Annotated in this window: 19 protein-coding genes and 1 CRISPR repeat array; of the genes, 5 read left to right on the top strand and 14 right to left on the bottom strand. The window is 40.8% G+C overall.

What is annotated here, in order from left to right; all coding sequences use genetic code 11:
- Positions 1-113 precede the first annotated feature (113 nt).
- Positions 114-677 (bottom strand): isochorismatase family protein, encoded by a 564-nt coding sequence (locus NDQ71_RS19530; protein ID WP_301562974.1) that lies wholly within the window; start codon positions 675-677, stop codon positions 114-116.
- 297 nt (positions 678-974) lie between these two features.
- Between NDQ71_RS19530 and NDQ71_RS19525 the strand changes: the two genes are divergently transcribed.
- The 4 genes from NDQ71_RS19525 (at position 975) to NDQ71_RS19510 (ending at position 6,854) form a co-directional block, all read left to right on the top strand.
- Entirely contained in the window at positions 975-3,656 is a 2,682-nt protein-coding gene (locus NDQ71_RS19525) for a two-component regulator propeller domain-containing protein (protein WP_301562973.1), read from the top strand.
- 405 nt (positions 3,657-4,061) lie between these two features.
- Positions 4,062-5,270: a bifunctional diguanylate cyclase/phosphodiesterase gene (locus NDQ71_RS19520; protein ID WP_301562972.1), complete on the top strand. Its 1,209-nt coding sequence runs from the start codon at positions 4,062-4,064 to the stop codon at positions 5,268-5,270.
- 58 nt (positions 5,271-5,328) lie between these two features.
- Positions 5,329-6,546 (top strand): IS4 family transposase, encoded by a 1,218-nt coding sequence (locus NDQ71_RS19515; RefSeq protein ID WP_301562645.1) that lies wholly within the window; start codon positions 5,329-5,331, stop codon positions 6,544-6,546.
- The gene (locus tag NDQ71_RS19510; protein WP_301562971.1) at positions 6,546-6,854 is read left to right on the top strand and encodes an EAL domain-containing protein; all 309 of its coding nucleotides are present in this window, start codon (positions 6,546-6,548) and stop codon (positions 6,852-6,854) included. The genes NDQ71_RS19515 and NDQ71_RS19510 overlap by 1 nt, the downstream gene beginning before the upstream one ends.
- 1 nt (position 6,855) lies before the next feature.
- On the opposite strand, the gene NDQ71_RS19505 is transcribed toward NDQ71_RS19510, so the two are convergent.
- Positions 6,856-8,283 (bottom strand): cache domain-containing protein, encoded by a 1,428-nt coding sequence (locus tag NDQ71_RS19505; RefSeq protein WP_301562970.1) that lies wholly within the window; start codon positions 8,281-8,283, stop codon positions 6,856-6,858.
- An 89-nt stretch (positions 8,284-8,372) separates the two neighbouring features.
- Positions 8,373-9,260 carry a cation diffusion facilitator family transporter gene (locus NDQ71_RS19500; protein WP_301562969.1) on the bottom strand — a complete coding sequence of 296 codons (888 nt, stop codon included), beginning with the start codon at positions 9,258-9,260 and terminating at the stop codon, positions 8,373-8,375.
- A gap of 219 nt (positions 9,261-9,479) precedes the next feature.
- On the opposite strand from NDQ71_RS19500, the gene NDQ71_RS19495 reads away from it, so the two are divergent.
- Positions 9,480-10,922: a diguanylate cyclase gene (locus NDQ71_RS19495; RefSeq protein ID WP_301562968.1), complete on the top strand. Its 1,443-nt coding sequence runs from the start codon at positions 9,480-9,482 to the stop codon at positions 10,920-10,922.
- A 354-nt stretch (positions 10,923-11,276) separates the two neighbouring features.
- Positions 11,277-14,360: a CRISPR direct-repeat array (repeat unit 29 nt; unit sequence CGGTTCAGCCCCGTGAGTACGGGGAACAC).
- Positions 14,361-14,436: 76 nt separating this feature from the next.
- Here the strand turns inward: NDQ71_RS19495 and cas2e are convergent.
- The 11 genes from cas2e to NDQ71_RS19440 form a co-directional block, all read right to left on the bottom strand.
- Entirely contained in the window at positions 14,437-14,745 is a 309-nt protein-coding gene (cas2e, locus tag NDQ71_RS19490) for a type I-E CRISPR-associated endoribonuclease Cas2e (protein WP_301562967.1), read from the bottom strand.
- 9 nt (positions 14,746-14,754) lie between these two features.
- Complete coding sequence (gene cas1e / locus NDQ71_RS19485) at positions 14,755-15,675, bottom strand: type I-E CRISPR-associated endonuclease Cas1e (RefSeq protein ID WP_283709113.1); 921 nt, start codon at positions 15,673-15,675, stop codon at positions 14,755-14,757.
- The gene (locus tag NDQ71_RS19480) at positions 15,675-16,007 is read right to left on the bottom strand and encodes a KilA-N domain-containing protein (protein ID WP_301562966.1); all 333 of its coding nucleotides are present in this window, start codon (positions 16,005-16,007) and stop codon (positions 15,675-15,677) included. The genes cas1e and NDQ71_RS19480 overlap by 1 nt, the downstream gene beginning before the upstream one ends.
- Positions 16,008-16,039: 32 nt before the next feature.
- Entirely contained in the window at positions 16,040-16,714 is a 675-nt protein-coding gene (cas6e, locus tag NDQ71_RS19475) for a type I-E CRISPR-associated protein Cas6/Cse3/CasE (protein ID WP_283709111.1), read from the bottom strand.
- Positions 16,704-17,489 carry a type I-E CRISPR-associated protein Cas5/CasD gene (cas5e, locus tag NDQ71_RS19470; RefSeq protein WP_283709110.1) on the bottom strand — a complete coding sequence of 262 codons (786 nt, stop codon included), beginning with the start codon at positions 17,487-17,489 and terminating at the stop codon, positions 16,704-16,706. The genes cas6e and cas5e overlap by 11 nt, the downstream gene beginning before the upstream one ends.
- Before the next feature lie 10 nt (positions 17,490-17,499).
- Positions 17,500-18,555, bottom strand: coding sequence for a type I-E CRISPR-associated protein Cas7/Cse4/CasC (gene cas7e, locus NDQ71_RS19465; RefSeq protein WP_283709109.1), 1,056 nt, complete (start codon positions 18,553-18,555; stop codon positions 17,500-17,502).
- A 24-nt stretch (positions 18,556-18,579) separates the two neighbouring features.
- Positions 18,580-19,140 carry a type I-E CRISPR-associated protein Cse2/CasB gene (gene casB / locus NDQ71_RS19460; protein WP_283709108.1) on the bottom strand — a complete coding sequence of 187 codons (561 nt, stop codon included), beginning with the start codon at positions 19,138-19,140 and terminating at the stop codon, positions 18,580-18,582.
- The gene (gene casA, locus NDQ71_RS19455) at positions 19,140-20,735 is read right to left on the bottom strand and encodes a type I-E CRISPR-associated protein Cse1/CasA (RefSeq protein WP_301562965.1); all 1,596 of its coding nucleotides are present in this window, start codon (positions 20,733-20,735) and stop codon (positions 19,140-19,142) included. Before casA ends, casB begins: the two co-directional genes overlap by 1 nt.
- Positions 20,736-20,788: 53 nt before the next feature.
- A complete protein-coding gene (locus NDQ71_RS19450; RefSeq protein WP_301562964.1) occupies positions 20,789-21,115 on the bottom strand; it encodes a CRISPR-associated protein Cas2 in 327 nt (108 codons plus the stop codon).
- Positions 21,116-21,412: 297 nt separating this feature from the next.
- Complete coding sequence (cas3, locus tag NDQ71_RS19445; RefSeq protein ID WP_301562963.1) at positions 21,413-24,157, bottom strand: CRISPR-associated helicase Cas3'; 2,745 nt, start codon at positions 24,155-24,157, stop codon at positions 21,413-21,415.
- A 102-nt stretch (positions 24,158-24,259) separates the two neighbouring features.
- Complete coding sequence (locus NDQ71_RS19440) at positions 24,260-25,105, bottom strand: WYL domain-containing protein (protein WP_301562962.1); 846 nt, start codon at positions 25,103-25,105, stop codon at positions 24,260-24,262.
- Positions 25,106-25,156 lie beyond the last annotated feature (51 nt).

Here is a 25,156-nt window from a genome sequence, read left to right as displayed (position 1 = left end):
AACCACATGATATAGCTGCACCTTTGCACAACAATAACGATGCGCTGATATAGATCAGCATTAACCGCCGCCATCGCACTTTTAAAAGCTTTACCTAGTTAAAAAATGACAGTTCACTTCACAAGTTCTAAAACTTTTTTAAATAAGCTGGTATTCGCCACTTCTGCCCATTGAAAAATCACACTTTCAGCGCAGCTGATCACCGCCCCTGCTTGCCTAAGTTGAGCGATAGCTAGATCTCGATGAAGATCATTACGCGAACTCACTCCATCAGCAATTAAAAATACTTGATAGCCATTTGCTAACAGATCTAAGCATGTTTGCAGCACACATACATGTGCTTCCATGCCGACGACAATGATTTGTGGTCGCTCATAGGCCGCAATTTGCTGTAGAAAGCCTGGCTCTTTACAGGCACTAAAGTGCGTCTTATCAAAATAACTAGCCTGATTAAACTGTTGCTGTAATTGCAAATCAGTCTCCCCAAGGCCTTGTTTATACTGCTGAGTGATAAGGGTCGGCACGGCCAGTAAATCAGCCACTTTGGCTAATTGTAAAGTGATCTGCTTCACCTGCTCATAGCGCTGCATAGCTGGCTGTAATTTATCTTGAATATCGATAACTAATAATAGGCTTTGCGCCGCATGTGCGTTAAAAGAGTGCAACAACTTAAACATCCTGTAGTATAAACATTGTGATCAGCATAATGCATTTGTGATAGCCAAGTCACCCCATCAAAAACAGCTAATCAATTAAAATGGCAATCTTACTTAAAGGCGCAGTATTTTATGTTGTTGATTTTAAGAATAGAGGCACTATTCTTAATTCAATGCTTACGGTCTTCATTGTAGAGTTCCATTTGACAGTTATAGCGTGTATTTGTGGCTAATTCTTTAATAGAACTGCAAATTGTTATGCTATATTTACTAACGACTAACGTTTATTACATGAGTGGAGCAATAACATAAGTGCGGTTGAGCAACATTTTTCTCATCTTATTTAGCATCGTTCTCAGTTTTTGCAGTGTAGCTGTCAATGCTCAAAATTATGCTCAACAATTACAGCGAATATCGACTGATGAAGGGCTATCACAAGGTCATGTTACGAGTACCTTGCAAGATAAACTCGGCTTTATTTGGATCGGTACGCTGCAAGGCTTAAACCGTTTTGACGGCTACCAAGTAAAAACCTTTGCTGGTGAATACAACCTCGATCAGTGGTTGATTAATTTTTTATATGAAACAAGCAACGGCGATATCTTTGTCTCTACTGAGTATTCTGGTGCATTTCTTATCGACCCGGTAACCCTTAAAGTGGAAAAAGTGTACTCTGGTAAATTAAATGCCGAAGATAGCCACTACTCCCCTATTTTAGCCATTACTGAATACCAACAACATTTTTACTATGCAATTAACCAGCATGTGTATACTTCTGATAATAAGCATAAAAAATTTAGCCATAAGTTTTCGATCAATAAAGATGATCATATCGTACGAGCGCTTACCATCCATGACAATTTTTTATACATCGCCACAAGCGATGGCTTATATTCAAAATCCCTCATTGATGAGTATATAACTAAAATCCCTCTTGTTCCTAAAGAGCAACTTACTGAAGATCAAAACAATACCAAATTTTTAGCAGTCGATCCGCAGCTAGGTTTGTTAGTGGGCACCGTTGAGGGCTTTTATGCGATTCCGTTTGATGATAACAACAGGCTCAACTTTGATGCTATTAAAGTGATATTTCCTGAACATAATATTTGGGACTATGTGAACACCTCCTATGGAGAGTTTATTGTCACTGAAAATGGCTTGTATCAGTATCACCGTGACACTGGTAAAAGCGAATTTTTATTACGTTTTGACCAAAGTAAATTTCACATGACCGATAATACGATTGTTGATGTGATGGTCGATAGAACAGGGCTGATGTGGCTAGCTTCACGCTCTCAAGGTGTATTCACTTGGTCAAGCATGGCAAGGCGCTTTGGTAATGTACAAGTAACCTCAGGCGACAAGTTACATAACAATGTAATACATGCTATGTACCAAGATGAGCAAAATATTTGGTTAGGAACAGAGAATGGCTTAGCAAAAATAACCAGTGAAGGCACAACCAGCAATATTTTTTTGACAACCGATGATAGTAAAGCGTTTTACGGTCAATTTGCTGTATTTGGCATTACTCCTGCAGATCTAAATGAGCCAGGGCGTTACTTGTGGTTGTTGCTATACGACAATCTCGCTTTATTTGATACTCATACCAATCAACGAATTCCTTTACCAATGGACGACACCACAAAGGAAGTTTTTCAACAAGATTTTATGTATGGCCATCACCAGATGGACACTGATACCTTTGCTTTTTTTAGCGAAAATAATTACTTTTTGTACAATGGCAAAACCGGTCATACTCGGATTATAGAGGGCTTAAAGGAGCAATTAGATCCGCTAAATACACATAAATTTTTAAAACCGTTAGCAAGTCACCCTGATGAATATATGATCAGCGTTTCTGGGGCTTTATACCGTTATAATGAAAAAACTAAACTGCTGACGCTTATTTACGCTGTTGAAAACTATAATCCGCTGAATTACGTAACAACAGAAGATTGGGTAATCGATTACAACAACACGCTTTGGTTGGCCTCAAACCAAGAAGGCTTAATAGGGCTTGACGCTACCAGCTACGAAGAAAAATATCGAGTTAATGGTAAAACGGGCTTAAAAGCTATGGCATTAACGGCTCTACAAATAGACCACTTTGGCTTTTTATGGATGAGTAGCAATAACGGTCTCTACCGCCTCGATTTAAATTCGATGCAAGTACATGCATACACAGTAAAAGATGGACTTACCGTCAACGAATTTAATTATGACTCTCAACTGCAGCTGTCGGATGGCCGGTTAGCATTTGGTAGTACTCGTGGAATGCTCACGCTCGCACCACAAGACTTTTTAGCCGTGCCAGCTGATAGCCATAGATCAGAAACTGAGATCACTGATATTACATTGTTTTCAAGGGAGCTGAATTATCACCCTCAGCAATACGCCCATAAAAACTTACAACTTAGCGATGAAGACTTGGGACTGGAAGTGAGCTTTTCAAATTTTGACTTTCAAAATATTGATAAAACGCGCTACAAAATATCGCTACATGGGCCAAGCTCGGTTAAGTATGATGAATATAAAAGCAATAAACTCTTTTTCACAAAACTGCCACCAGGTGACTACACACTTTCAATTGCAACTTACAATTTAGATAGTGCCGGCTTAGGAGATACAAAAACACTGAAGTTTAATGTGGCTTATGCGCCATGGCGCTCTCCCCTCGCTATAACTGCCTATGCATTGATTATTTTTGCGGTGTTATTTTTCATTTTTTGGCAATACAGAACAAAGCAACAAACAATTGCCCAATCTCATAACAAAGTCCTTCATTTACAACAACAAACAGAGTTGGCTTTAAGCAGTAGCAATAGTGGCGTATGGGAAGTGAGTTTAACCACAGATGCTGGAACTCAACACCGTTTAATCAAAGAGTTAGGGTATTTAAGCGTCTCAGGGGAAATTGGTTTTGCTGAATTTTCTAAACTTATTCACCCAGAAGATATCGGTAACTTGATGCAAGAATGGGCTCGTTTTATATCATAAAATAGCGATCAACAATGGCAGGCGACGTATCGCATTCAACATGCTGCAGGGCATTGGCTATGGTATCAAGACATAGGCAAAATAACCCAAAGAAATGAACAAGGTGAGCCTAGCAAAGTTTCTGGAATTTATACCAACATCACTGAGCAAAGAGCCAATGCCCAACAAGCCGCCGTTTTAGGTGAAGCTTTTAGTCAAATCAACGATTGGTTACTAATTTTAGATTCTCAACTACTACCGTTTTCGGTCAACAATAGTTTTGCCGAAGCGTTCTCTATTAACACAAACACCACTAAGCTTGAATTAAAGCACTTTTTAACTGCAATGGGTAAAAAGCAGTATCGTGAATTCCTCACAATATTAAAATCATTATCGCCCAAACAAAATTGGCGAGGAGATGCATATGTGAAGACCAAAATGAACTCATCGCACCCAATCCATATTAGTATTACTGCAGTGGCAAAAGACAGTGACGTTGTAAGTTATTATGTGGTGGTGATATCAGATCTAACTGAGCAAAAACGCGCTGAAAATGAACTGCGCTATTTGGCAAACTATGATCCATTAACAAAATTGCCAAATCGCTCATTAATGTATCAAAAAATAGCCAACGCCATTAAAGATGCCGATAATCGTAACAGCCTTGTTGCTTTACTCTTTATTGATTTAGATAAATTTAAACCCGTTAATGACTCTTTTGGTCATGCAGTAGGCGATCAACTGTTATGCGATATTACCTATCGCATGAATAATATGCTTGATAAAAATGCCATTGTCGGGCGACAAAGCGGTGACGAATTTTTATTATTGATTAAAAACTTAGACTCGCCACAAAGTTTAAGTAACTTAGTACGCAACCTCATCGCAGAACTAGCAAAACGCGTGGTGATCAACGATTTCGCCATCAATATATCCGCCAGCATCGGCGTAGCACTTTATCCGTTTGATGCCGATACCACTGATGAACTTATTCGTAATGCTGATATAGCCATGATGCATGCGAAGCAATCTGGTCGTAATGGCTTTAAATTTTTCACTGAGCAAATGAATAATCAGCTCACGCAAAAGTTACTACTTGAAAATGCCTTAAAAGATGCCTACAAAGACGATTTATTTTTTAATAATTATCAACCCATCGTTAATAATAAAACTAAAAAAATAAACGGTGTAGAGCTATTAATGCGCTGGCAACATCAAGCAGAGTTGATATCACCCGCGGTGTTTATCCCAATTGCCGAAGAAACTGGTTTAATCGATGTGCTTACCGAGCAAGCGCTTACCCGTGCACTTGAAGAGCTTGCACCATTATTTCGTGCTAACTCACGTTTTTACTTATCGCTCAACCTCTCACCCATGCATATTTTAAAATCTAATTTAACTGAGCGGTTATTGCTTATTCTCAATCAACATCATATAAAGCCCGCTCAATTGCGGTTAGAAATTACCGAAAACACCTTGCTAGATGACAAGAGCAAAGCTGCTAAGCAATTACGTGCGCTAAGAGGTGCTGGTTTTAAATTATTATTAGATGATTTTGGCACTGGCTACTCGTCCTTAACCTATTTGAGTCACTTCCCTAAAGTATCCCCAAAATTAGCCTTTATATATCAATGAACTAATAGTGTTAAAAAATATGGGTAGTGAGGGAACATTCATGGTGTTTTGTGATCTTATGAATCGCTTAAAAACAACAGAACTAAACACCATGAATGCGTCTACTATTTTGCACAATATGCTCCGCGCTGTCACCCCTAACTCTATTCATAAAGCCAGATTTAATACTCTAGTCGCTGCCGTTAAATCTCTTTTGCACTGTCAGCAATGCACCTTGACATCTATTGGTCGCAATTTGGATTCAAAAACAACTGAAAAACATGATATTAAACGTATTGATCGACTACTCAATAACCACGAGCTTTTGCGTGAGTCGACATCGGTTTATGTTCGCTTAAGCCGTTTTGTGGTCACTGAAAAGCATCCCGTCATTTTGGTTGATTGGAGTCATGCAGATACACAAACCAAATACTGTATTCTGCGTGCCAGCATTGCCAGTGAAGGTCGTTCTTTGACCCTGTATCAGGAAAGTGCATTCAGTTTTCAGTATCATTGCCCAAAAGTTCAAAAACGGTTCTTAAAGATGCTCAAACTGATCTTGCCGAGTGATTGCCGCCCCGTCATTGTGACGGATGCGGGCTTTAAAGTTCCCTGGCTCAAAGCCGTGCGGAACAATAGCTGGCATTATATCAGCCGGGTTCGAGGTACGGCACATTTGAAAACGCAGGGCAGCGATGAGTTTGTTCCATGCCAGTCACTATTCAAGAGCAATCAACGTAAGAGCCAGTATCTTGGCGCGACCGAGTTGACCAAAAGTGCAAAATATCAAACTCATGCAGTGCTGGTTGGCAAGGGACATAAGTTATTAAAAAGAGATAAAAAACGTGGTTATAAGGAGCCTTGGCTACTCGTTTCTTCTCTTCCAAAGAGGCACCACTTTCTCGAAAAAGTACTCAAATTATATGGTATGAGAATGCAGATAGAAGCAGGATTTCGAGATCAAAAAAGTGTTAGGTTCGGCTTAGGCTCAGATCTGCACAGGACAAACAAACTCTATCGATTAGACATACTGTTGCTGCTTGCCACACTGGCTCATTGGTTCTCAATGATGCTGGGGGCAGTGATAGACAAAGCAGGAAAGACAGGCGCTTTTCAAGCTAATTCAACCAAAAAAAGACGAGTAGTGTCATGGGCATTTGTTGGGCTGCGATACTTCAAAAAACAGTCCATTAAACTGCGACGGCGAGATTATTTGGCAGGACTAGCCTATTTCGTACAGGTGGTAGTGCAACTCGATTGGAAAAATATGGATGTGAGTGATGTAATTGAAACTTAATGATTATTTCTGGGGATCCCTTAGGTCACTTCCCCATTGATGTAATTAAGATAGATCAAAGCTTTGTACGTAACATTGGGCAAGATAGTGGTAACGAATCAATTATTAGAACAATTCACACTTTAGCTGAAAATCTTGGCCTCTATTGTATTGCTGAAGGGGTAGAAACAATTGAACAGATACAATTTTTAAATCGCATCGGCTGTGATGATTTACAAGGGTACTATTTTTCTAAGCCAACCACTGCCGACAACCTACTGAACGACGATTATATCCAAACTGTCCATAACCAATTACGATCGGTTTAAGTTACACTAAATACAGGTGAGCTTTAGCGATTAGCCCATTTGTTAAGGCAGCGATAAAGTTGGCTACGATCAACTGGCTTGGCAATAAAATCACCAACACAATAAGTAATAGCGACTGCCCCCAAGCACTAGCTGCAACTAAATTGGCGTACTTACGTTGTAATAAACTGGCTACATACCAACCCTGCTGTTGAGATAAGTACACTTTTACATAGTATTGTTCACCATCAATAGTGGTGGTCATAATCGCTTGATCGTTCCCTTCTAATTGCGAAAATTCCTCTGCGGATAGTTGTGCCAACACTTTATAATGAGATGTTAACGTACTGAATACCACTTGCTTTTTGGCATCAAGTACCACTAACTCACCTTGGTTATCAAATATCGACGGCCGAAACTGTTCAAACGATCCCAACGTTAATGAGCCTTCTACCACGCCCTGAAAACGTTCGTCGATATATACAGGTGCAGAAACCCCTACAATAGGCACATTACCAAAGCCGCGACCGCGGAAAATATCAGAGATGTACCCGTTAGGCGACTCTTTGCCTTTGATATAGTAATCACGGTCTGCTACCGACAGACTGTTACCTTTTAAACTTTCTTGTAAACTAAGAGGATTAAATACACGTGCAATGGCGTTTTCGTCGGTCACTATGGAAGTCAAAAAGCTTGGATAAAGTGTCATTAAATGATCCAGTGCAACCTCTTTAGCCACCCCCTGCTCAATCGCTTTTGCAGTTAATACAATGCCTCGACGATAGTCATTTAAATACAGATCTATTTTAGCCGCTATATCTTCCGACTTTTTAGATAGCTGTGCTTTTACTTCATATTCAATACGGGCGTAGTGGTTATTAGTCAGTACAATAGAAATGAGTAAAACAACTAAAGTGATAAGGATACTAACGATGTAATTAAGGATTTGATAAAGCGAATAAGCGCGTTTGTGCCAGGCTTGGTGAATAAAGAAAAAGCTAATTAAATCAACAATAGATAATATAATTGCTGCATTTAATAGGTACTTGACTAGCGCTGTAACAATCGCTAACCAAGGCAAAGCAATAATAAAATAGCCGATCGCAGCTAAAACTGGAATACCAATTACCAGCCAATATACTATGCCGCGAACAAACAATAATCGCGCTTTTTTATGGCTAAAATAATAAAGCCAAATGACTTCGCCAACAAATACCAACGACGGCCAGCAATGCCCCCAGCGATAAAAGATAAACATGGCACTAATTGCACAAGTGATCAGCGCATAACGCAGACCAAACAACAACAAACAAATTAAAACAAAAAACTGACCAAATAAAAATTCAGAGCTATCGAGAAACCAAAAAGGCAGTAAATTTACAAAGCCCGCCAATATACCTAATAATACGGAGCAGCAAACTGCAAAATATCGATGCTGAGAAATTGACAATAGCTTGTCCAAAAATAATACGAACGATATCTAAAAGTAAAAGTAAAAGTAAAAGTAAAAAGCCGTTTTGCCAAGTACGCTACTTATATTTAATGCTTGCAGCCATTACTTTCTATCTGTAACACACTAATGGTAATCTTAAATTGTTGCGCCAATAACTGCTCAACCTTCAAACGGCATGCTTCGTCATGTTTTTCTTTAGTGCAATGTTGTTTTAATACCACATGGGCACCAACGACCAATTCTTTATCACGACGCGTAACCGTTACGTTATGTACATTTTCTACATGTTCCACATGCGAAATTGCCTGCTCAATATCGGCTACATCTGGCAATTTAGCTTTATTAAGGCGCAGCCCTTTTACGCAGCCAACAATTACTTTTACACCGGTAAACAGGACAAATAAGGCGATCAGCATACTGGAGAGAATATCAATCACGCTCCATCCAGTCAGGTAAATAAGGACCCCTGCTATAAAGGTAGAAACCGTTGATATTAAATCAAAAAATGAATGTAAAAAAACCGCGTATACATTAATACTGGCTTTACGGCCTTTGTATAAAACCCACGCTGCAGCACCATGAAATAAAAACCCTGTTGCAGCAATCACTGACATTAAATAGCTATTTACTTCAGGCCCTTGGCCTTCATGATGATGTAAAAAGCGCTCTCCACCTTCGTATAAAATCACTAAACTGATCGCTAAATACAAGCAACCATTGATCAAACCACCGGTTAGCTCAGCTTTTTGATAACCATCGTTATAATTCTTTGCCAAGTGAATAGCTAAACTCGAGGCTATTAACGCAATGAATAAAGAGCTATTGTGAACAAATAAATGCCCGGCATCCGCCAATACGGCTAATGAGTTAGCATAATAAGCGCCAACCACCTGAATGATCATAAATGAGCAAGTGATCGCTAATGCAATTAATAATCGGCGCCGAGAGGCTTGATGCGTTGTTATATCGGTCATGAAAAGCGGTTTTACCTGTGCTTAAGGGTGCTAAAAATCATCATTAAAGAAATATCGAAAAGGAGTAATGATATACAGTATCAATTGTAATACTTCCGAGGCTCAAACGCACTATAAAACTTAATATTGCGCTAATTTCTCTGTTAAATGCGCAATTAAAGTACCATTTGACTATAATTGAATGTAAGCTACATATGTTAATAGGAAGTTGGAAAGCCAGTGAAACAGTATTCAGTCGATGAAATTTGGCAATCAATACAAGCATTACCAATTGCAATCATGCTGTTTGATGATCAAGCTGATACGCTGCATGCTAATGCCTCCTGCCAGCAATTATTAGGCTTAATGCCTGCAACCAACCCTGTCAAAAATGCCTTTGAACACTTATCAATTTTACAATTAGATAATAATGAACCTATTGATTATCAATCATTCTTAGCACCTAGTAATAACGCTGAACACATCTTCACAATCGTTAAAAAAAAGACCCCTCTGTGCATAAAAGTTACTTATAGTTTGATTGCCCCGCACTTGATGATGCTCGCCTGTGTGCCACAGTCAGCCAGCTCACAACAGGCTGATTTTGATGAAGTGATCGCAAAAATATCAACTCAGTTAATCGATATACAAAGTGACAACTTAGATCAACAAATTGAAAGCGCGTTAAAAACCATTGGTACATTTTGTGATGCCGACCGCAGCTATTTATTTCAATTTAGCGAAGACGGCACAGCCATGAGCAACACGCATGAGTGGGTTAATACACAAATCAAACCATTTAAAGAAAAACTACAAAATATTCCACAAGATTTATTACCGTATTTTTTTGCCACAATGAACAAAAAACACGTTTTTAACGTGCCTGACGTTAAAATGCTGCCAAGCGCCGCCGCTGCCGAAAAAGCTGAATTTGAATCAGAAGGCATCAAGTCTGTTTTATGTATTGGGCTGCGCTCAGAAAATGCTTTGTTCGGGTTTATTGGCTGTGATTGCGTAACACATATACGCCACTGGACCGACACCGATCTGATGCGCATTAAACTCGTTGGTGAAATTATTACCAACGCCCTCAAAAATGTTTTTTATAAACAACGTTTAGAACATGCCCAACAACAACTACTGTTAGTGAATAAAGAACTGCAATCACAAGCCAACCTCGACAGCCTAACAAATATCGCCAACCGCCGATGCTTTGATCAAACCTTACTCAGTGAAATTCAACGAGCAACACGCTCACAGCAACCCTTGAGTTTGATCATTTGTGATATCGATTATTTTAAACTGTATAACGACAACCATGGCCACAGACAAGGTGATCACGCACTCAAACAAGTTGCCCATGCATTACATAGTTTATGTAAGCGACAAGGTGATTTAGCAGCCCGCTATGGCGGAGAAGAATTTGCAATTGTATTACCCAGCATTGAAAAAACCCACTGCTTAAAATTTGCCAAGTTACTGCAACAGCAAATAAGCCAACTAAAAATTCCTCACCCAAATTCAAACGTAGCCGACTACCTCACCATCAGCATCGGATGTTATAGCTGCAAACCAGATCAAAACACCACCGCAGATATGATGATCCTCGCCGCCGACAGCGCACTGTATATGGCAAAAAACTCCGGCCGCAATCAAATTCAAGTTTTTGACGAAACACATTAACTTCCAATACCCCAAACCTAACAGCTTTTTATATCACTGCTCCAAAGCGCAGCGCCTCATAACCTCTTTGTGAATACATCACTTAAAATCATTTTGCACAATGAGAAGTGAATGAGAGTAAATGAGAAGACAAAAGGTAACGATCTGCGGCTTATCCTAGTATCAGTTCCCATCATGGCAACAGGTGCATCTTGGTAGCTTGGCGTTTATGAATGTAGGCGTAGAGCTTGCTCACGCGAAAAGCGAAGCTTTTAAATTGTAGGTCGTGCTTTAGCGCGAAAGTGAACTGAATTTCAAACAAACTATCGTGTCAACAATCCGTCCTTGGAGCTTGGTTACCTGGTGTTGACTGTCAGGTTCAGCCCAGTGGGTACGGGGAACACGCCTTGTAGTAAGTCTCCATGCATAGAATCTGCGGTTCAGCCCCGTGAGTACGGGGAACACCTGCACTGCAAACTAATTTAGACAATGTAAACCGGTTCAGCCCCGTGAGTACGGGGAACACTAATGGCTTTAGTGACCCCAGCATTATTAACCGCGGTTCAGCCCCGTGAGTACGGGGAACACACTTTCAAACGGGGTGGGGCTTATAGATTCAGACGGTTCAGCCCCGTGAGTACGGGGAACACACAGTCAATGTGGCTTTCTAGCGGGTCTATCACGGTTCAGCCCCGTGAGTACGGGGAACACCAGTGGGTTTATCAGGCTCAGCGTTGATTGTGCGGTTCAGCCCCGTGAGTACGGGGAACACGCGCCAGCTATGTTTGAGTGAGTTAAACAATGCGGTTCAGCCCCGTGAGTACGGGGAACACTTAAAATGTAAAAAGCTAAAATCGCGGGTTTCCGGTTCAGCCCCGTGAGTACGGGGAACACATCCACAAACGCTAAGCCCATAAAAAAACCCGCGGTTCAGCCCCGTGAGTACGGGGAACACACCGACCAAGTGATCAACGTATTTTGCAGCCGCGGTTCAGCCCCGTGAGTACGGGGAACACGGGTGCTATTTTGGTTCACTCTGAAGAACATGCGGTTCAGCCCCGTGAGTACGGGGAACACAGTCCTTACTTCCTGCCCTTGCTAAGTCATGGCGGTTCAGCCCCGTGAGTACGGGGAACACAAAAATAAAATGATTCCAATCCGATTCTGGAACGGTTCAGCCCCGTGAGTACGGGGAACACTGGTATCAGTTTGGCGAATAACAGCAAGCTGACGGTTCAGCCCCGTGAGTACGGGGAACACTTATCAGTGTATAGCGGCCCTGAATTATCCGCCGGTTCAGCCCCGTGAGTACGGGGAACACGGCGAGACAGTAATGGGCTATCGTGGTGTTCCTGGTTCAGCCCCGTGAGTACGGGGAACACCTAAAAATGCAGCCGGTTGACGCATCAACCGGCGGTTCAGCCCCGTGAGTACGGGGAACACTAACCTCTTCTGCCTTCCTAAACCCGCCCGAGCGGTTCAGCCCCGTGAGTACGGGGAACACATACTCATCTTCGTACTCCATGCTTTTTATAACGGTTCAGCCCCGTGAGTACGGGGAACACTTTTATCCGGCCACTTTATTTTTTTAATCATACGGTTCAGCCCCGTGAGTACGGGGAACACGAAAAACCTGTGTTTTATTGTTTGTTTTTAACCGGTTCAGCCCCGTGAGTACGGGGAACACCCTATTGATGCTAGCCCGCAGTATGTGACTACCGGTTCAGCCCCGTGAGTACGGGGAACACAGTTGATGTGATTAAGCTATTCATAATCTACCCGGTTCAGCCCCGTGAGTACGGGGAACACTTGCGTGACGAATAGCAAGCGGGGCGGGAAAGCGGTTCAGCCCCGTGAGTACGGGGAACACATGAGTAGCGCTACAAACCTAACGCCGATTGACGGTTCAGCCCCGTGAGTACGGGGAACACTTAGCGTGTTAGATAGGCGGGTGCTCATGGCCCGGTTCAGCCCCGTGAGTACGGGGAACACATTTTAGCTTTATGCTGTGCGTGTCGGCATGGCGGTTCAGCCCCGTGAGTACGGGGAACACGTTCTGCACGCGTAAGAATCGTGTATGTATCGCGGTTCAGCCCCGTGAGTACGGGGAACACTACATTGTAAATTGCCCGATGTATTACACGGTCGGTTCAGCCCCGTGAGTACGGGGAACACTTTGATAGCCTTTGTCATCCACATAAGCTGAGCGGTTCAGCCCCGTGAGTACGGGGAACACTGATCTTTTGATTAGCTGTCGCTAGGCTAACACGGTTCAGCCCCGTGAGTACGGGGAACACACTTGATCGCGCGGTACGCTCGTTTGCAAATGCGGTTCAGCCCCGTGAGTACGGGGAACACGGCTATACAGGCTATGGCATCAACTTCATCAACGGTTCAGCCCCGTGAGTACGGGGAACACGCCCTTTAAAATCGAACGACAAATAAGGAATGCCGGTTCAGCCCCGTGAGTACGGGGAACACCAGCTTCAAATAGCTCTTTCATTGTCCCCATCCGGTTCAGCCCCGTGAGTACGGGGAACACTCTTTATTTTTTGATGTTGACATCAGATAAACCGGTTCAGCCCCGTGAGTACGGGGAACACACCAACACAAAACCTTGCACCCACGGGTACCACGGTTCAGCCCCGTGAGTACGGGGAACACTCGAATGTTCAACAAAGGCGATGTTGCGCTGCCGGTTCAGCCCCGTGAGTACGGGGAACACACACCTATATTATGTAGACACCTGAGAACGGTCTGGTTCAGCCCCGTGAGTACGGGGAACACTGGCATTGCACGCAAAAACGAATTTAAAGCCGCGGTTCAGCCCCGTGAGTACGGGGAACACCCATGGCTGAATACACTTTATTGTGCTCATTACGGTTCAGCCCCGTGAGTACGGGGAACACTGGTGAGCAGTTTTACCCAGCGTTTGTAAACCCCGGTTCAGCCCCGTGAGTACGGGGAACACTTTTAAATAACTGGTTTCAGCATCAATTAAGCCGGTTCAGCCCCGTGAGTACGGGGAACACTTAATTGAACGTTTAAAGCGCTACCATTTACGCGGTTCAGCCCCGTGAGTACGGGGAACACTAGAATGTTCAACAAAGGCCATGAGCCGCTGCCGGTTCAGCCCCGTGAGTACGGGGAACACCCACAATCATCTCCAAAGTTTTTCATCTAATTCGGTTCAGCCCCGTGAGTACGGGGAACACTTAATGCTGGTATTGAAGGTGGCGAGATTGTACGGTTCAGCCCCGTGAGTACGGGGAACACTTTTGGCAAAGCCAGCAGCGCTAACAGTAAGGCGGTTCAGCCCCGTGAGTACGGGGAACACTTCGGTCACAAAACCACTGTAAATACTCCAGACGGTTCAGCCCCGTGAGTACGGGGAACACTTCTTGCTCTACTTGGCCACTGCGGCTGGCATCGGTTCAGCCCCGTGAGTACGGGGAACACTCTAAAAGTATATGCTTGTTTTTACTAAATAAAAACAGTTAGGTTAAATCTACCAAATTATTAAAGAGCAAAACAGCTATTCTAATGATGATATTTCACTATTTATTGGGGTAAATTTAACGAGCCTTAACCCTTCTAAATCAATCGGCATTCGTGCATTTTTACCATAGGTAATAAAATCAAAACCTGACTCAGTATTAGTTGCCCACGCCATCACCACATTACCTTGCTCGGCAAGTTCATTGACTTGATACCAAATCATCTCTCTGATTTTTCGACCTACATCACCAACGTATACACCTGCACGAATTTCTAATAACCAAACAGCCAACCGCCCTCTTAATCTAGGTGGTACTGCTTCAGTTACAACAACACACATACTCATGATCCACTCCTAATTAGTGCGATGCCCGTCATCGCCAATAGATTCAGGCTCTGGTAGTGCTGGCGGTTGGGCATCTTCATAAGGTTTCGGTGGCGTGATCTCACCAGCGCTTAATACCTCTTCGATTAAAGGAATTAGCCGCTGTAAGGTTCTATCTTTTCGAAATGCTTCTCTGCAAGCTATTCGTACATCACGATCTGGTTGCTTAGAATGCTTGCTAGCCACTTTAAAAGCTGCGGGTACAACCGTGTCAAACTTAATAATGTCTGCAATATCATAAACAAAAGACAGTGGTTTACCTGAATGTAAAAAGCCAATAGCTGGCGCATAACCCGCAGCTAATATAGCCGCTTCAGTAACGCCATATAAACACGATGTGGCAGCACTAATACATTGATTGACTGTGTCGCCAGCTTGCCAATCCTTTGGATTATACTTACGACCTTTCCAATCAATATTATATTGTTTTGCTAGTAACTCGTAAGTTTTACGAACGCGCGCCCCTTCTATACCTCGAAGCTGATCAACACTACGTCGTTCTGGTGCGGCTTCGCCAAAGCGAAGTTCAAACATTTTTCTAACTACTTTTAAACGTAAGGTTTCATCTAGTGCTAGCTTAGCTTGATAAAGTAACTTATCAGATCTTGCGCCTCCTGGCTGCCCAACGGAATAGAGCCGCACACCCGCCTCTCCGACCCAGATCAGCAATGTGCCTGTTGTGGCAGCAAGCTTTACCGCAGCATGACTTATACGTGTGCCAGGCTCGAGTAAAATACACACCACAGAGCCAACGGGTATATGCATTCGTTCGCCGTTAACTTCATCAATAACTACAAATGCGCCATCACGCACATCTATACGGCCCATCGCCACAAAAATCATCGAATTACGATCTTTAATTGGGATTGGTTTAAGCGGAAGAAAAGCCATTATTTTACATCTTTTAAAGTTGTAGCCATCGTTATCGTTGACTGTTGTGCAGCAGAGTTACTAAGTATTCTCATTTGTTTGAGCGTAAAACTATTTAAGCCAGCTTCCTTTTTAAACCCGTCGAATTCGACGGGATTAAAATGTGGATTATTAAGTTGCTCCCAAATATCTAAAAACTCAATGGTGTTACAATTACGCAACCAATTACGTATCAAATCATCAGTACGAGCTGTGTTTTTATATCGAGCAATATCTGTAATATTAATGTACTCAATATCACCTTGTTTAAAAGTAGAAATATCCTTCTCAAGTACTGTTAGTTTCGCAGCCATAACAACTCCTTTTTATGTGTAACATTTTTAAACTAAACGTTACGGATCATCATCAAGCCACATCCCATAGACTTTGCTCGACCAAATCCACAAGCATATTGATTTAAAAATACTGTAGGATCGGTAATAGTTAATATTCCTTGAAAATCGACACTCGAAAAGCGTACATTGTGCCCGGTTCGCTTTTTACTATCATGTTGAGTATAAGACTCAATATTAGGTAAAACATCAAATGATATACCCCATTGTGCCAATCGGTTACTATCTGAGATCCATTGTGTAGCCGCTTGCTCCATCGAAATTTTTAAACCCGCACTATCATTTTTCACATCATTGCTAGCATGTTTTTTGGCATGCATAAGCACATCATGACGGCAACTTTTACCTTTATCGTCAGTAATACACACCGTTGGATTGACTCTTAATTTAAATGCGAGTCTGTCACCTATATTTAATTTCGGCATAAACGATTTAGTATGCACGTTAAAAATAGTGTCATTCGCAATAGGTTTATTCAGTGATAAAACAAAAAATTCAGGCCGCCCATTTATTCCTTCTTCTTGGCGATAAATAAAATTTCGCTGATTATCTTCAGGAAATAATTGCCAAAGTAACTGGTGAGACGCATAAACACCATTACTTGCAAGTTTAGTTAATTCAGCAGCAGACTGAGTTGTAGTTAATAATGTAACTTTACTAAGAAACATCTGCGCCTCCTTCTAGCTTATTTTCATGATTTTCTTTTAATGTAATTTGATGCATGACTCTTTGCTTAAATTGCCAACGATCTCGGCTAATAGGTTCATCCCAAGGCTGGGTTGTTATAACCCCTTGTTCAATAAACTCGCTCTTTTCACCTTCCCAAAAATAACTTACCCAGCCATTAGCGTTTAATCGTATTCGTTCTTCATTATTAAAAAACTCTTCTTTTTCGGTAGCTAATAATGAAGGAAAATCGGTGTCAAGTGCCTGTTTTAACCTTGTTGTTTTAACAATTTTTGGCATCATTGGCGCTGCCAATGGACAGGATTTACGTCCTAAACTCAACAAATATACAGGGGTTTCAAGTGCTTTTTTTAGTTGCTCAAGTGTATGAACTGCATCGGATGTTAAATAAATCGAGATGATCCACACACCATCACACCTATAGTCTCTGCTCGATAAAATAGTATTTAATTTATCTTCTGATAATTCACTTTTGCGTGTTCTATGCACTACTTTATTTTTATAACTTGGTACCTGTGTTGTATGATAATCACGCATTAAACTAGTCGGTACAGTTTGTTTTACTGCTATATTCACACTAGTTTGTAGTGCTTGCAGTCGTTCCGCCTGCTCTCGCTTTATCCCTAAAGCAGCACCAAGCAAGCCCAAAATAGCTGAACGTGTAGGTTGCAAGCCAGTGAGCCTATCACCTCCAACAGCGGCTTGTCCCCAACTTGCTAAAGGACCATATAAACGAAAGACTAAATATTCTTTCATAACTTTCCCCTTAGCTTGCGACAAACTCTAATAGTTCTGCAAGTGTACCCTCACCCGTTATTACATTGAATTGATAACGTTCATCCGCACAGTTACCATAAACTTTATCAAAATTTCTTACTTGATCTTCTAACGCTTTTATTGCTGCCGTCGCTTGATCTTGGTCGTTTACTGGCTTTAAAAAAGCCACAGATAAATTACGTGGCTGCTGTGCGCCTTTTTCTGCTAACGCAAAACTTGCATACGCTTGTGAAGCAAAACTATTTTGCTTACCTTTAGGGCTTACCGTAACAGTGGCTTCAACTAGGGCTTTAATAGCTCTATTTGCTAACGCTTCATCACCATTTAGGTTGTCAATTAGTTGTGTTTTATTGATACAAACATTACTGTAAAACAAAGCGGCTGCAAAACCTGCTTCGCCAATATGCGCAGAACCAGAATCAGTTTTACCATCATTTAAATCATCAACAGCAGTAAAATAATCATCTTCTATCACAACGCTGTGTACACTCAAGGCATGAGCAACTTGGCAAGCTGCATCAATATTAAATTCAGGACTAGAAGCAAGCATTCTTCCAAACAGAGCAATATCTACCGCTGTACTCTCATTTTTAAGTAACTTTAATTCATCACTATTAGGTGCACGACTTTCCTGCGCTAATATATTAACTAAAGTCAATGCTGCATCTTTTTCTGTTGGGCTAATATGAGCAAGTTGTTCAATTTCGAGTTCTTCAAATGGCTTTTTTTTGTCTGCTTTTTTACTTTTACCAAATACCCCCGCGATTTGAACTGCCCATTCTTTAGCCTGCTTTTCAGCTACGCCTTCTGCAAGTAATGCATTATAAATGTCTACCCCGAAGCGTTTGGTACGTATACCAATATGCCCCGACATAGCAGTTTCAAAAGTATCTGAAACACGCCAGTTACGCTTTAAACTTTGTGAACTAATACGTAAGCGATCAAAACCACCCATCTTGGCTATTTTTGGACGCCCTAAATCATCACGGTTTAAGTTTGACGGTGGGTATGATGTTAATAAATGAAGTTGAATAAATTGGCTCATAGTAAAATCCTTAAATTGTTAAAATTATTTATAACTTGCAGCGGCGCGGTAGTAATCCATCGCCCACTGTACAGAAACACGTTTGCTAGGTTGGTTTGGTCGTGTGCCATAATGCTCAGCAAACCACCGCTCAATGTCTTTAGCTAATGCAGTTACCGCCACTTCCCCTTTTACTTGCTGTAGAATTCGACGTAAGCGACGTACAAAATCATCCGGTGATTTGGCATTTTGTAATTGTGAAAAACGTAACTCACTCACCACTGATTTTTCACCTTCGTTTTTTTTGCCCGCAATGGTCGCTAACTTCTCTTTACTATTATTTTTTACTTGCACTAAAGCAGCAACAATCGCGGCAAAACATTCAATTTTTTCAGGACTTGCGGTTGCTATAAAATTCTCTGGTAAGCTCAACCACAAAGCTCGAAAACCATCACTAAGCATGACTGAATCTATGTTGTCGCAGCGTTTTAATTTTGCTTTATGAGCAGTGGGCGCTGGTGTTATACCTTTTTCTCGTAATTGTTCATTAGATAAAAACATACTTTGCCACCAACGTAATATGGCTATTTCTATTGTGTTATCCATCAAGCTAGCTCCTTATTAAATTCAATGTTATGGTTTGCGATAAAGGCTTTAATATCTTTCCCCCCGAATAGCCAACCAGCTAACTGCTGTCTTGCTTTAATGCGTTTTGCCATTGACTTTTGATTACCTAATTCAGATAACGCATATTCATCAAACAAATCTAAGCAGATAATACGCAGTGAACTTAACCACGCTTTCGCTTGTTCTGGTTGAAGGGTATAAATTTGTTGTTCAGTATTCTCTACAAGCTGTGCCACAGCAGTAAAAAATACTGATTCAGTACGCTGCCAAAAAGTCAAATCGATAAATGATGTATCACCTTTAACATCTGAAGGAACCTCAAACCAGGCCGATTTTATTTGCGAACGGCAATGCCATAATGCGTTATTACTTAACGTTTGTAGTTGCTTGATTTGCCTTAACACGTTGTCATGCTGCTCGGGTAAAACAGGAAAAACAGGAAAGTTATTTGCATACCAACAACGCGCTTTCATATTATCCATGTCATATGCAAATGCCCATAATTGAGAAATTTGCTGATGTGTTTCTTCAAACATATTACTAATAGAATAATAATGGTTAACCACAGCCGCACAGCGCTGACCTTCTTCATTACTTGTAAAACTTAGTAACTCCCATATTTTATATGTAATGCCACCAGGCTGGCCTTTTGCAGATAAATGTTCTTCATCAGGCTTTTTAGGATCCCATTTATAAGGTGTTAACGGGTGAGACCACGTACCAGAATAATTTCCACCATAATTTTGTGTACGGTATGTAGATACTGTTTTTTGAGTGAATAAACCAGATATCTTGCAAACAGCTTCAGTACTAGTAACATCTAGGCGAATACGCCTTGGCATTGCCCAGAACATATGCAAAGGATGCACATCATCTTGGTAAATTTCACTGCCTTTTTTCTCGCTGGTTTTGGTTTTAGCTAACCAAGGAAATACACTACCATCAGTAAAATCAGGGACTGGGTAACGCCAATGCTCTAAATTAATAATATTTAACCAAAGCTTATGCCATAACGTTGATTTTGCGGTTGAAGGCATGATTAATGTAGTTAAAGGCCCACCACCACGCAAGCCTACTCGGTGACCTGAGCCCCCCGAAGGGGCATTAATTTGTAAGGTAAATAATGCTAAGACAGCCATTTCTAACGACATTACCTCACCAATACCACGTTTTATAAAGTGATCTGTATTTAATTTAAGGCCATTAGCACCAGGCGCTTCTATTAATAAACCAGCCACCGTTGTGGGTTTTGCCGTTGCAAGCTCATCATAGTCTTGCATAAACAATGGACCATCACCTTCCACATTAAATGCATGTTCAACTTTTTTAAATGCCTCTTGTAACTCCTGCTCACTTGGTGGTTTTTCATAACAGTCAATCCATTCATTCTCATCTTCTGGTGCAAATACAGTTTGTAATAAGCCAATAGCAAACTGATAAGCAGCCCCCTGAAAGTCAGCTCTTGGCAGAGCAAAGTCAATAACGTTATTCCTACAAATAGCGCTCATTGGTAACACTTGCTCTGTGCCATCTATTAACTTAAAAGGCAACCATGGGTTTTGTAAAATATTCACATTTATTCCTTCGGTTTAATTTATAAATAGGGCATCCATTCCCTTAATTTACCTTAACGATTCCAGTTCGCTTGAATACAGTTAGAAACTTCGTTTGCTAAATTGTACCAATATGCTTCATTTTTTACTGAATCAACAATAATAAGCGAATCATTTTCATCCATATTACCCCAAACATGTTTAGCTGCTTGCTCTGCATTAAACTGAGAATTAACATACCAAATAGAACCTTGTATGTGCGCCCAGCCTCCTAAAGACTTAATAGACTTTATTACAGCATCATAATTTTGGCCTGTAGCATGTAAATCATATGAAACAATTAAATTACTTAACATCTTTAATACCTTTTTGATGAGGCTGTAAAAAGCTGCGACAAACATTGCCTACAACATCGAAACCACTTATCATCAATTTTCCAGACTGGCGCTTGTGGGGGTGGTTTACTGCCTCTACTTGCTCCACCCATTTGCATTCGACAGTTTAAAGATTAAACAGAAAGCAAGACCAAGTCAATAAATAAAAGCTAACTGATTAAATCTCTTAATTTGTTTTTTACTAAATTTATACTCAATTGATTAATCTAGATTAAAAATGAGATATACTTTTTAAGTTCTCAAAATTTTTGAGTTGAACCGCTAACTGATTAGATCTCGCATGAGAAAATCAGGTGTTCCCCGCTATAGCGGGGATATCTTCTCACTAAATCCTGTGATTGGGTGATAAGTAAAATTTGTATCAAGTTCTGGTAACCATACCTGCATATACTGCAAATATTTATGTTGCTGATAAAGATGCTCTAATGCCGGTTGTAAATGCTCTGGTATTAGTATCAATTTGTCGGCATATTTGTTCTTCGATAATTTGACAGTACTTAGTTGTACTGCAAATTTTTCATCATCCACCCAAGGAGTTAAATTACCTTTTTCATCTTGCTTGAGTAATAACACCTCTACAGTTTCAATGTCGCTGAACCGCGTACTAATATCAGTAATATCTTCATGCCATGCATTCGCACTTTGATCGCAATAACCAAACTGTTGCCACTGTAATAAATTTGCTTTTGCTTTATGTGCTTTTGCACGCTCTGCTGCAAAGAGTTCATTTTCTTGATGGGTTAAACTTTCTGGAATTTGTAAAAGTGCCTCATCACTATAAACAGCTTCAATAAGATCTCTTGCTTGCTCTGGCATCCGAATAGCGCCTAGATCTAGTAACTTTCGCAACCCTAGCCATAAACGTCCTGCAGAGCGGTAAACATATTGGGTATTGATGAATGATTTACTTAACCAGTCTCCTGAGGGTGTGTCTGTATATTCTGGTGCATGAATATACAGCGTAGGTTGTTGACGGGTGTCAATAATACCAGCTTGATAATGGCCCATTTTATCACGAGTATGGCGATGCAACCGGCCTGTACGCTGAATTAAATCATCAATCGGACAAATATCTGAGATCATGACATCTGCGTCTGCGTCTAAACTTTCTTGAAATACTTGTGTAGCAATAAGAACTTTGCCACAGCGTTGTTCACCTGTGCTCGTTTTACCAAAAACCTCTAACACTTTGTTTTCTATATCTTTACGATCTGCTAACACAAAGCGACTATGAAATAAAATACACTGCTGCGGATTGCCTAAATGAGCTTGTAGTTGTTGAAAAGCTTGTAAAGCGTCATCAACTGAGTTTCTCACCCAAACAACACATTGATTTTGTGCAACTGCATTAAGGATTGTATTGATACATTCATCAACACAAGTTAGATGCTCTACTAATACTTCACGGCTGACATCAGAACGACTTGCCAAAGGCTTTTCAAAAATTAGTTTTTCACAATTCAGATTAACATTAGTAGCTAAAGGAAATGAATCTTCAGTTAAAGCCTTTGGCTTATGTCCTGATGTAGTAAGCCAAATATTTGCAAGTCGTTGACGCTGCTTTAACGAAAGGGTTGCCGTTAACAAAATTGCAGAGCCACCTTGATGTAAGTGTAATGCTAATAAGCTTTCTAATAACTCAAACATATACTCATCGGCTGCATGTACCTCATCAAAAATGAGTACCTTTCTATTTAAACCTAAGAGCCGTAATGATTGATGGCGTCTAGGTAGGACAGCAAGTAACGCTTGATCGATTGTGCCAACGCCGACTGGCGCTAACAAAGCTTTTTTTCGTGAATCAGCTAGCCATTGATTACACTGTGCGGTAGCAGTGCTGTCGGTATGATGATAATTTTTATCTTCATATTTTGATGTAAATTTAGCGTCTCTTACAGCATCACTAAATACATCATTCATTTCTCTAGCACCGTGGGCAAGTACAATACTGGGTTGTTTATCGCTAGTACTATCCAACATTTGTAAATAGTGTTTTGCAACACGAGAGAACATAGCATTAGACGTTGCCATTGTTGGTAAACCAAAATAAAAACCATCTGCACTGCCCACAGCCATCAAACGATGTGTTAATGCAAGAGCTGCCTCTGTTTTACCAGCCCCGGTGACATCTTCTAAAATAAATAATTGCGGACTGTCATCAAGGTCTACTGTTTCCGCCCAATGCTGCAACGGTGTGGGTGTATAACCAAAGTGTTCCTGAATAGAAATAAAAGGTTTAACTAAAGGTGCTTTATCTAAATCGGTTGAACTGACAGCTTTAGCTGCTGTTCTTTGCGCTATTTCCCAATAATCACTTAATGTTTCAGCTTTTGATTTATAGGTGAAAAATTGACGATCGGAGCCTATCCAATCGGCTAGAACCGCAATTCCTGCAATTTGCCAGCTAACTAATTCCAATTTTCTGCGCCATGATTTTGAAGCTAATTTTTCGACAGGAAACTCAAGCGTTAACACTTGAACGAGATCTTGATAAAACTCTCTCACCGCTAATAGATTTTGTTCTTCAGTAAAGGATTTTATTGATTGTGGGTCCTGCTTATTTATTGGCTCCCCGTGATGACCAAGCATGCAATTCATTAGCACCATTAAGTTTTTTGAAATATCAGCGTGAGTACGACGATTAAACTCATCAATACCTAAAACAAATGTAAAAAAATCTTCTAACAATGTATTCCAAAAATATAACCCCATTCTATCGTGCCGATACTTTTTTCCATCGTAATCAAAACATGATTCAATACTTAATAACTCATCATTGGGTGCGCTATAAAGTTTTTGAAATGCAGATGTAAACTTTCCTAAGTCATGTAAAGCCAATAAAAAAACTAATAAACTCTGGAGTTGTTTTGGTGTTATTTCCAAAAACTCTGCAAGCTCTTTAGTTAGTGGTTTTTCTTCTGCGAGTAAAACTTTGCCAACCGCTGCCACATCCAAACAGTGGTACACCAATAAATGATAATCAGCGCCACTCTGTAGCGGATCTTTTTTCGCTTTTCCCCAATATTTAAAATAACTTGGAATTCCCATAATTTATGTTCCTTGATGGCTATTTATTAACCCTACGCTTGCTAGATTAATTCAACAACACTGTACATTTATCACCTGCTGATCTTTTACGCATGTTTTAAATCACCATTCCATATAGGGTTTTAGTGCCTCTAAACATTCTGGGCTTAAAATAATTTGCTGGGCTTCGGGTTTTGCTTGGTAGCTGTCTAGATGTAATTGCTTTAACAAGTAGAGTAATAATGCGGCGCGTACGTTTATTGTACGTTGGTAACGGCCATTGACCTGCTTGGTCATTTGATGATCGAGGGCGATAATATGGGCGCGCTCTGGGGTTAAACGAGGATCAGGTTCAATAACAACGTCTAATTGTGTTTGCCATAATGTGTCGTGACTTTGGTCATATTCGGCATCACCTTCAAATTCATATTCGCCATTAAAACGGGTGAGTACAAAGTCTCTGAAGTCGCGATTTTTCTCGCAATAGGCGCGTACATGCCAGCGCATACCATCAAACACTAGATTATGCGGGCTGATGATCCTAGCTTCAAAGTCAGGGCTCGACACCGATGCGTAACCTACATCCACTCTTAATTGGCTATTAAGTGCTTGTAATACACCCCGTACTTTTTTAGGGGCAATATCAGCAAGTGGTGAATTGAGCCAAGTGAACTGCTGCAAACTGACGGTATCTTCACTTTGCTTGGCGATTTTTAAGTACGCACTTAGGTCTAACTCATTTAAGCATGGGTTAAAATATTCAGTCGCTTGATAACCTTTAAGCGAACTATTGTAGCGTAAGAAATCGGGGTGAAACCTAACGTAATCTTGAATGATGTTAGAAGCACTTGAACGACTAATAGCAAAATGTTTTTGCAAGTGGTTGGTCGTTAACCGCCCTTCCCAATGTACGATTAGTTCAATAAAGTGAAAACGACGTTGGCAAATATAATCAAATTGTGGGGTCATGCATTCCCTGCACTATTTATTTTTATTGTTGTTAACATAAGTTATCAGAAA

It is taken from the genome of Pseudoalteromonas sp. KG3, from assembly GCF_030436385.1.
GTDB classification, from domain to species: domain Bacteria; phylum Pseudomonadota; class Gammaproteobacteria; order Enterobacterales; family Alteromonadaceae; genus Pseudoalteromonas; species Pseudoalteromonas prydzensis.
The sequence above is the reverse complement of the archived record's forward strand: the minus strand, read 5'-3'. Positions and strand labels throughout refer to the sequence as shown.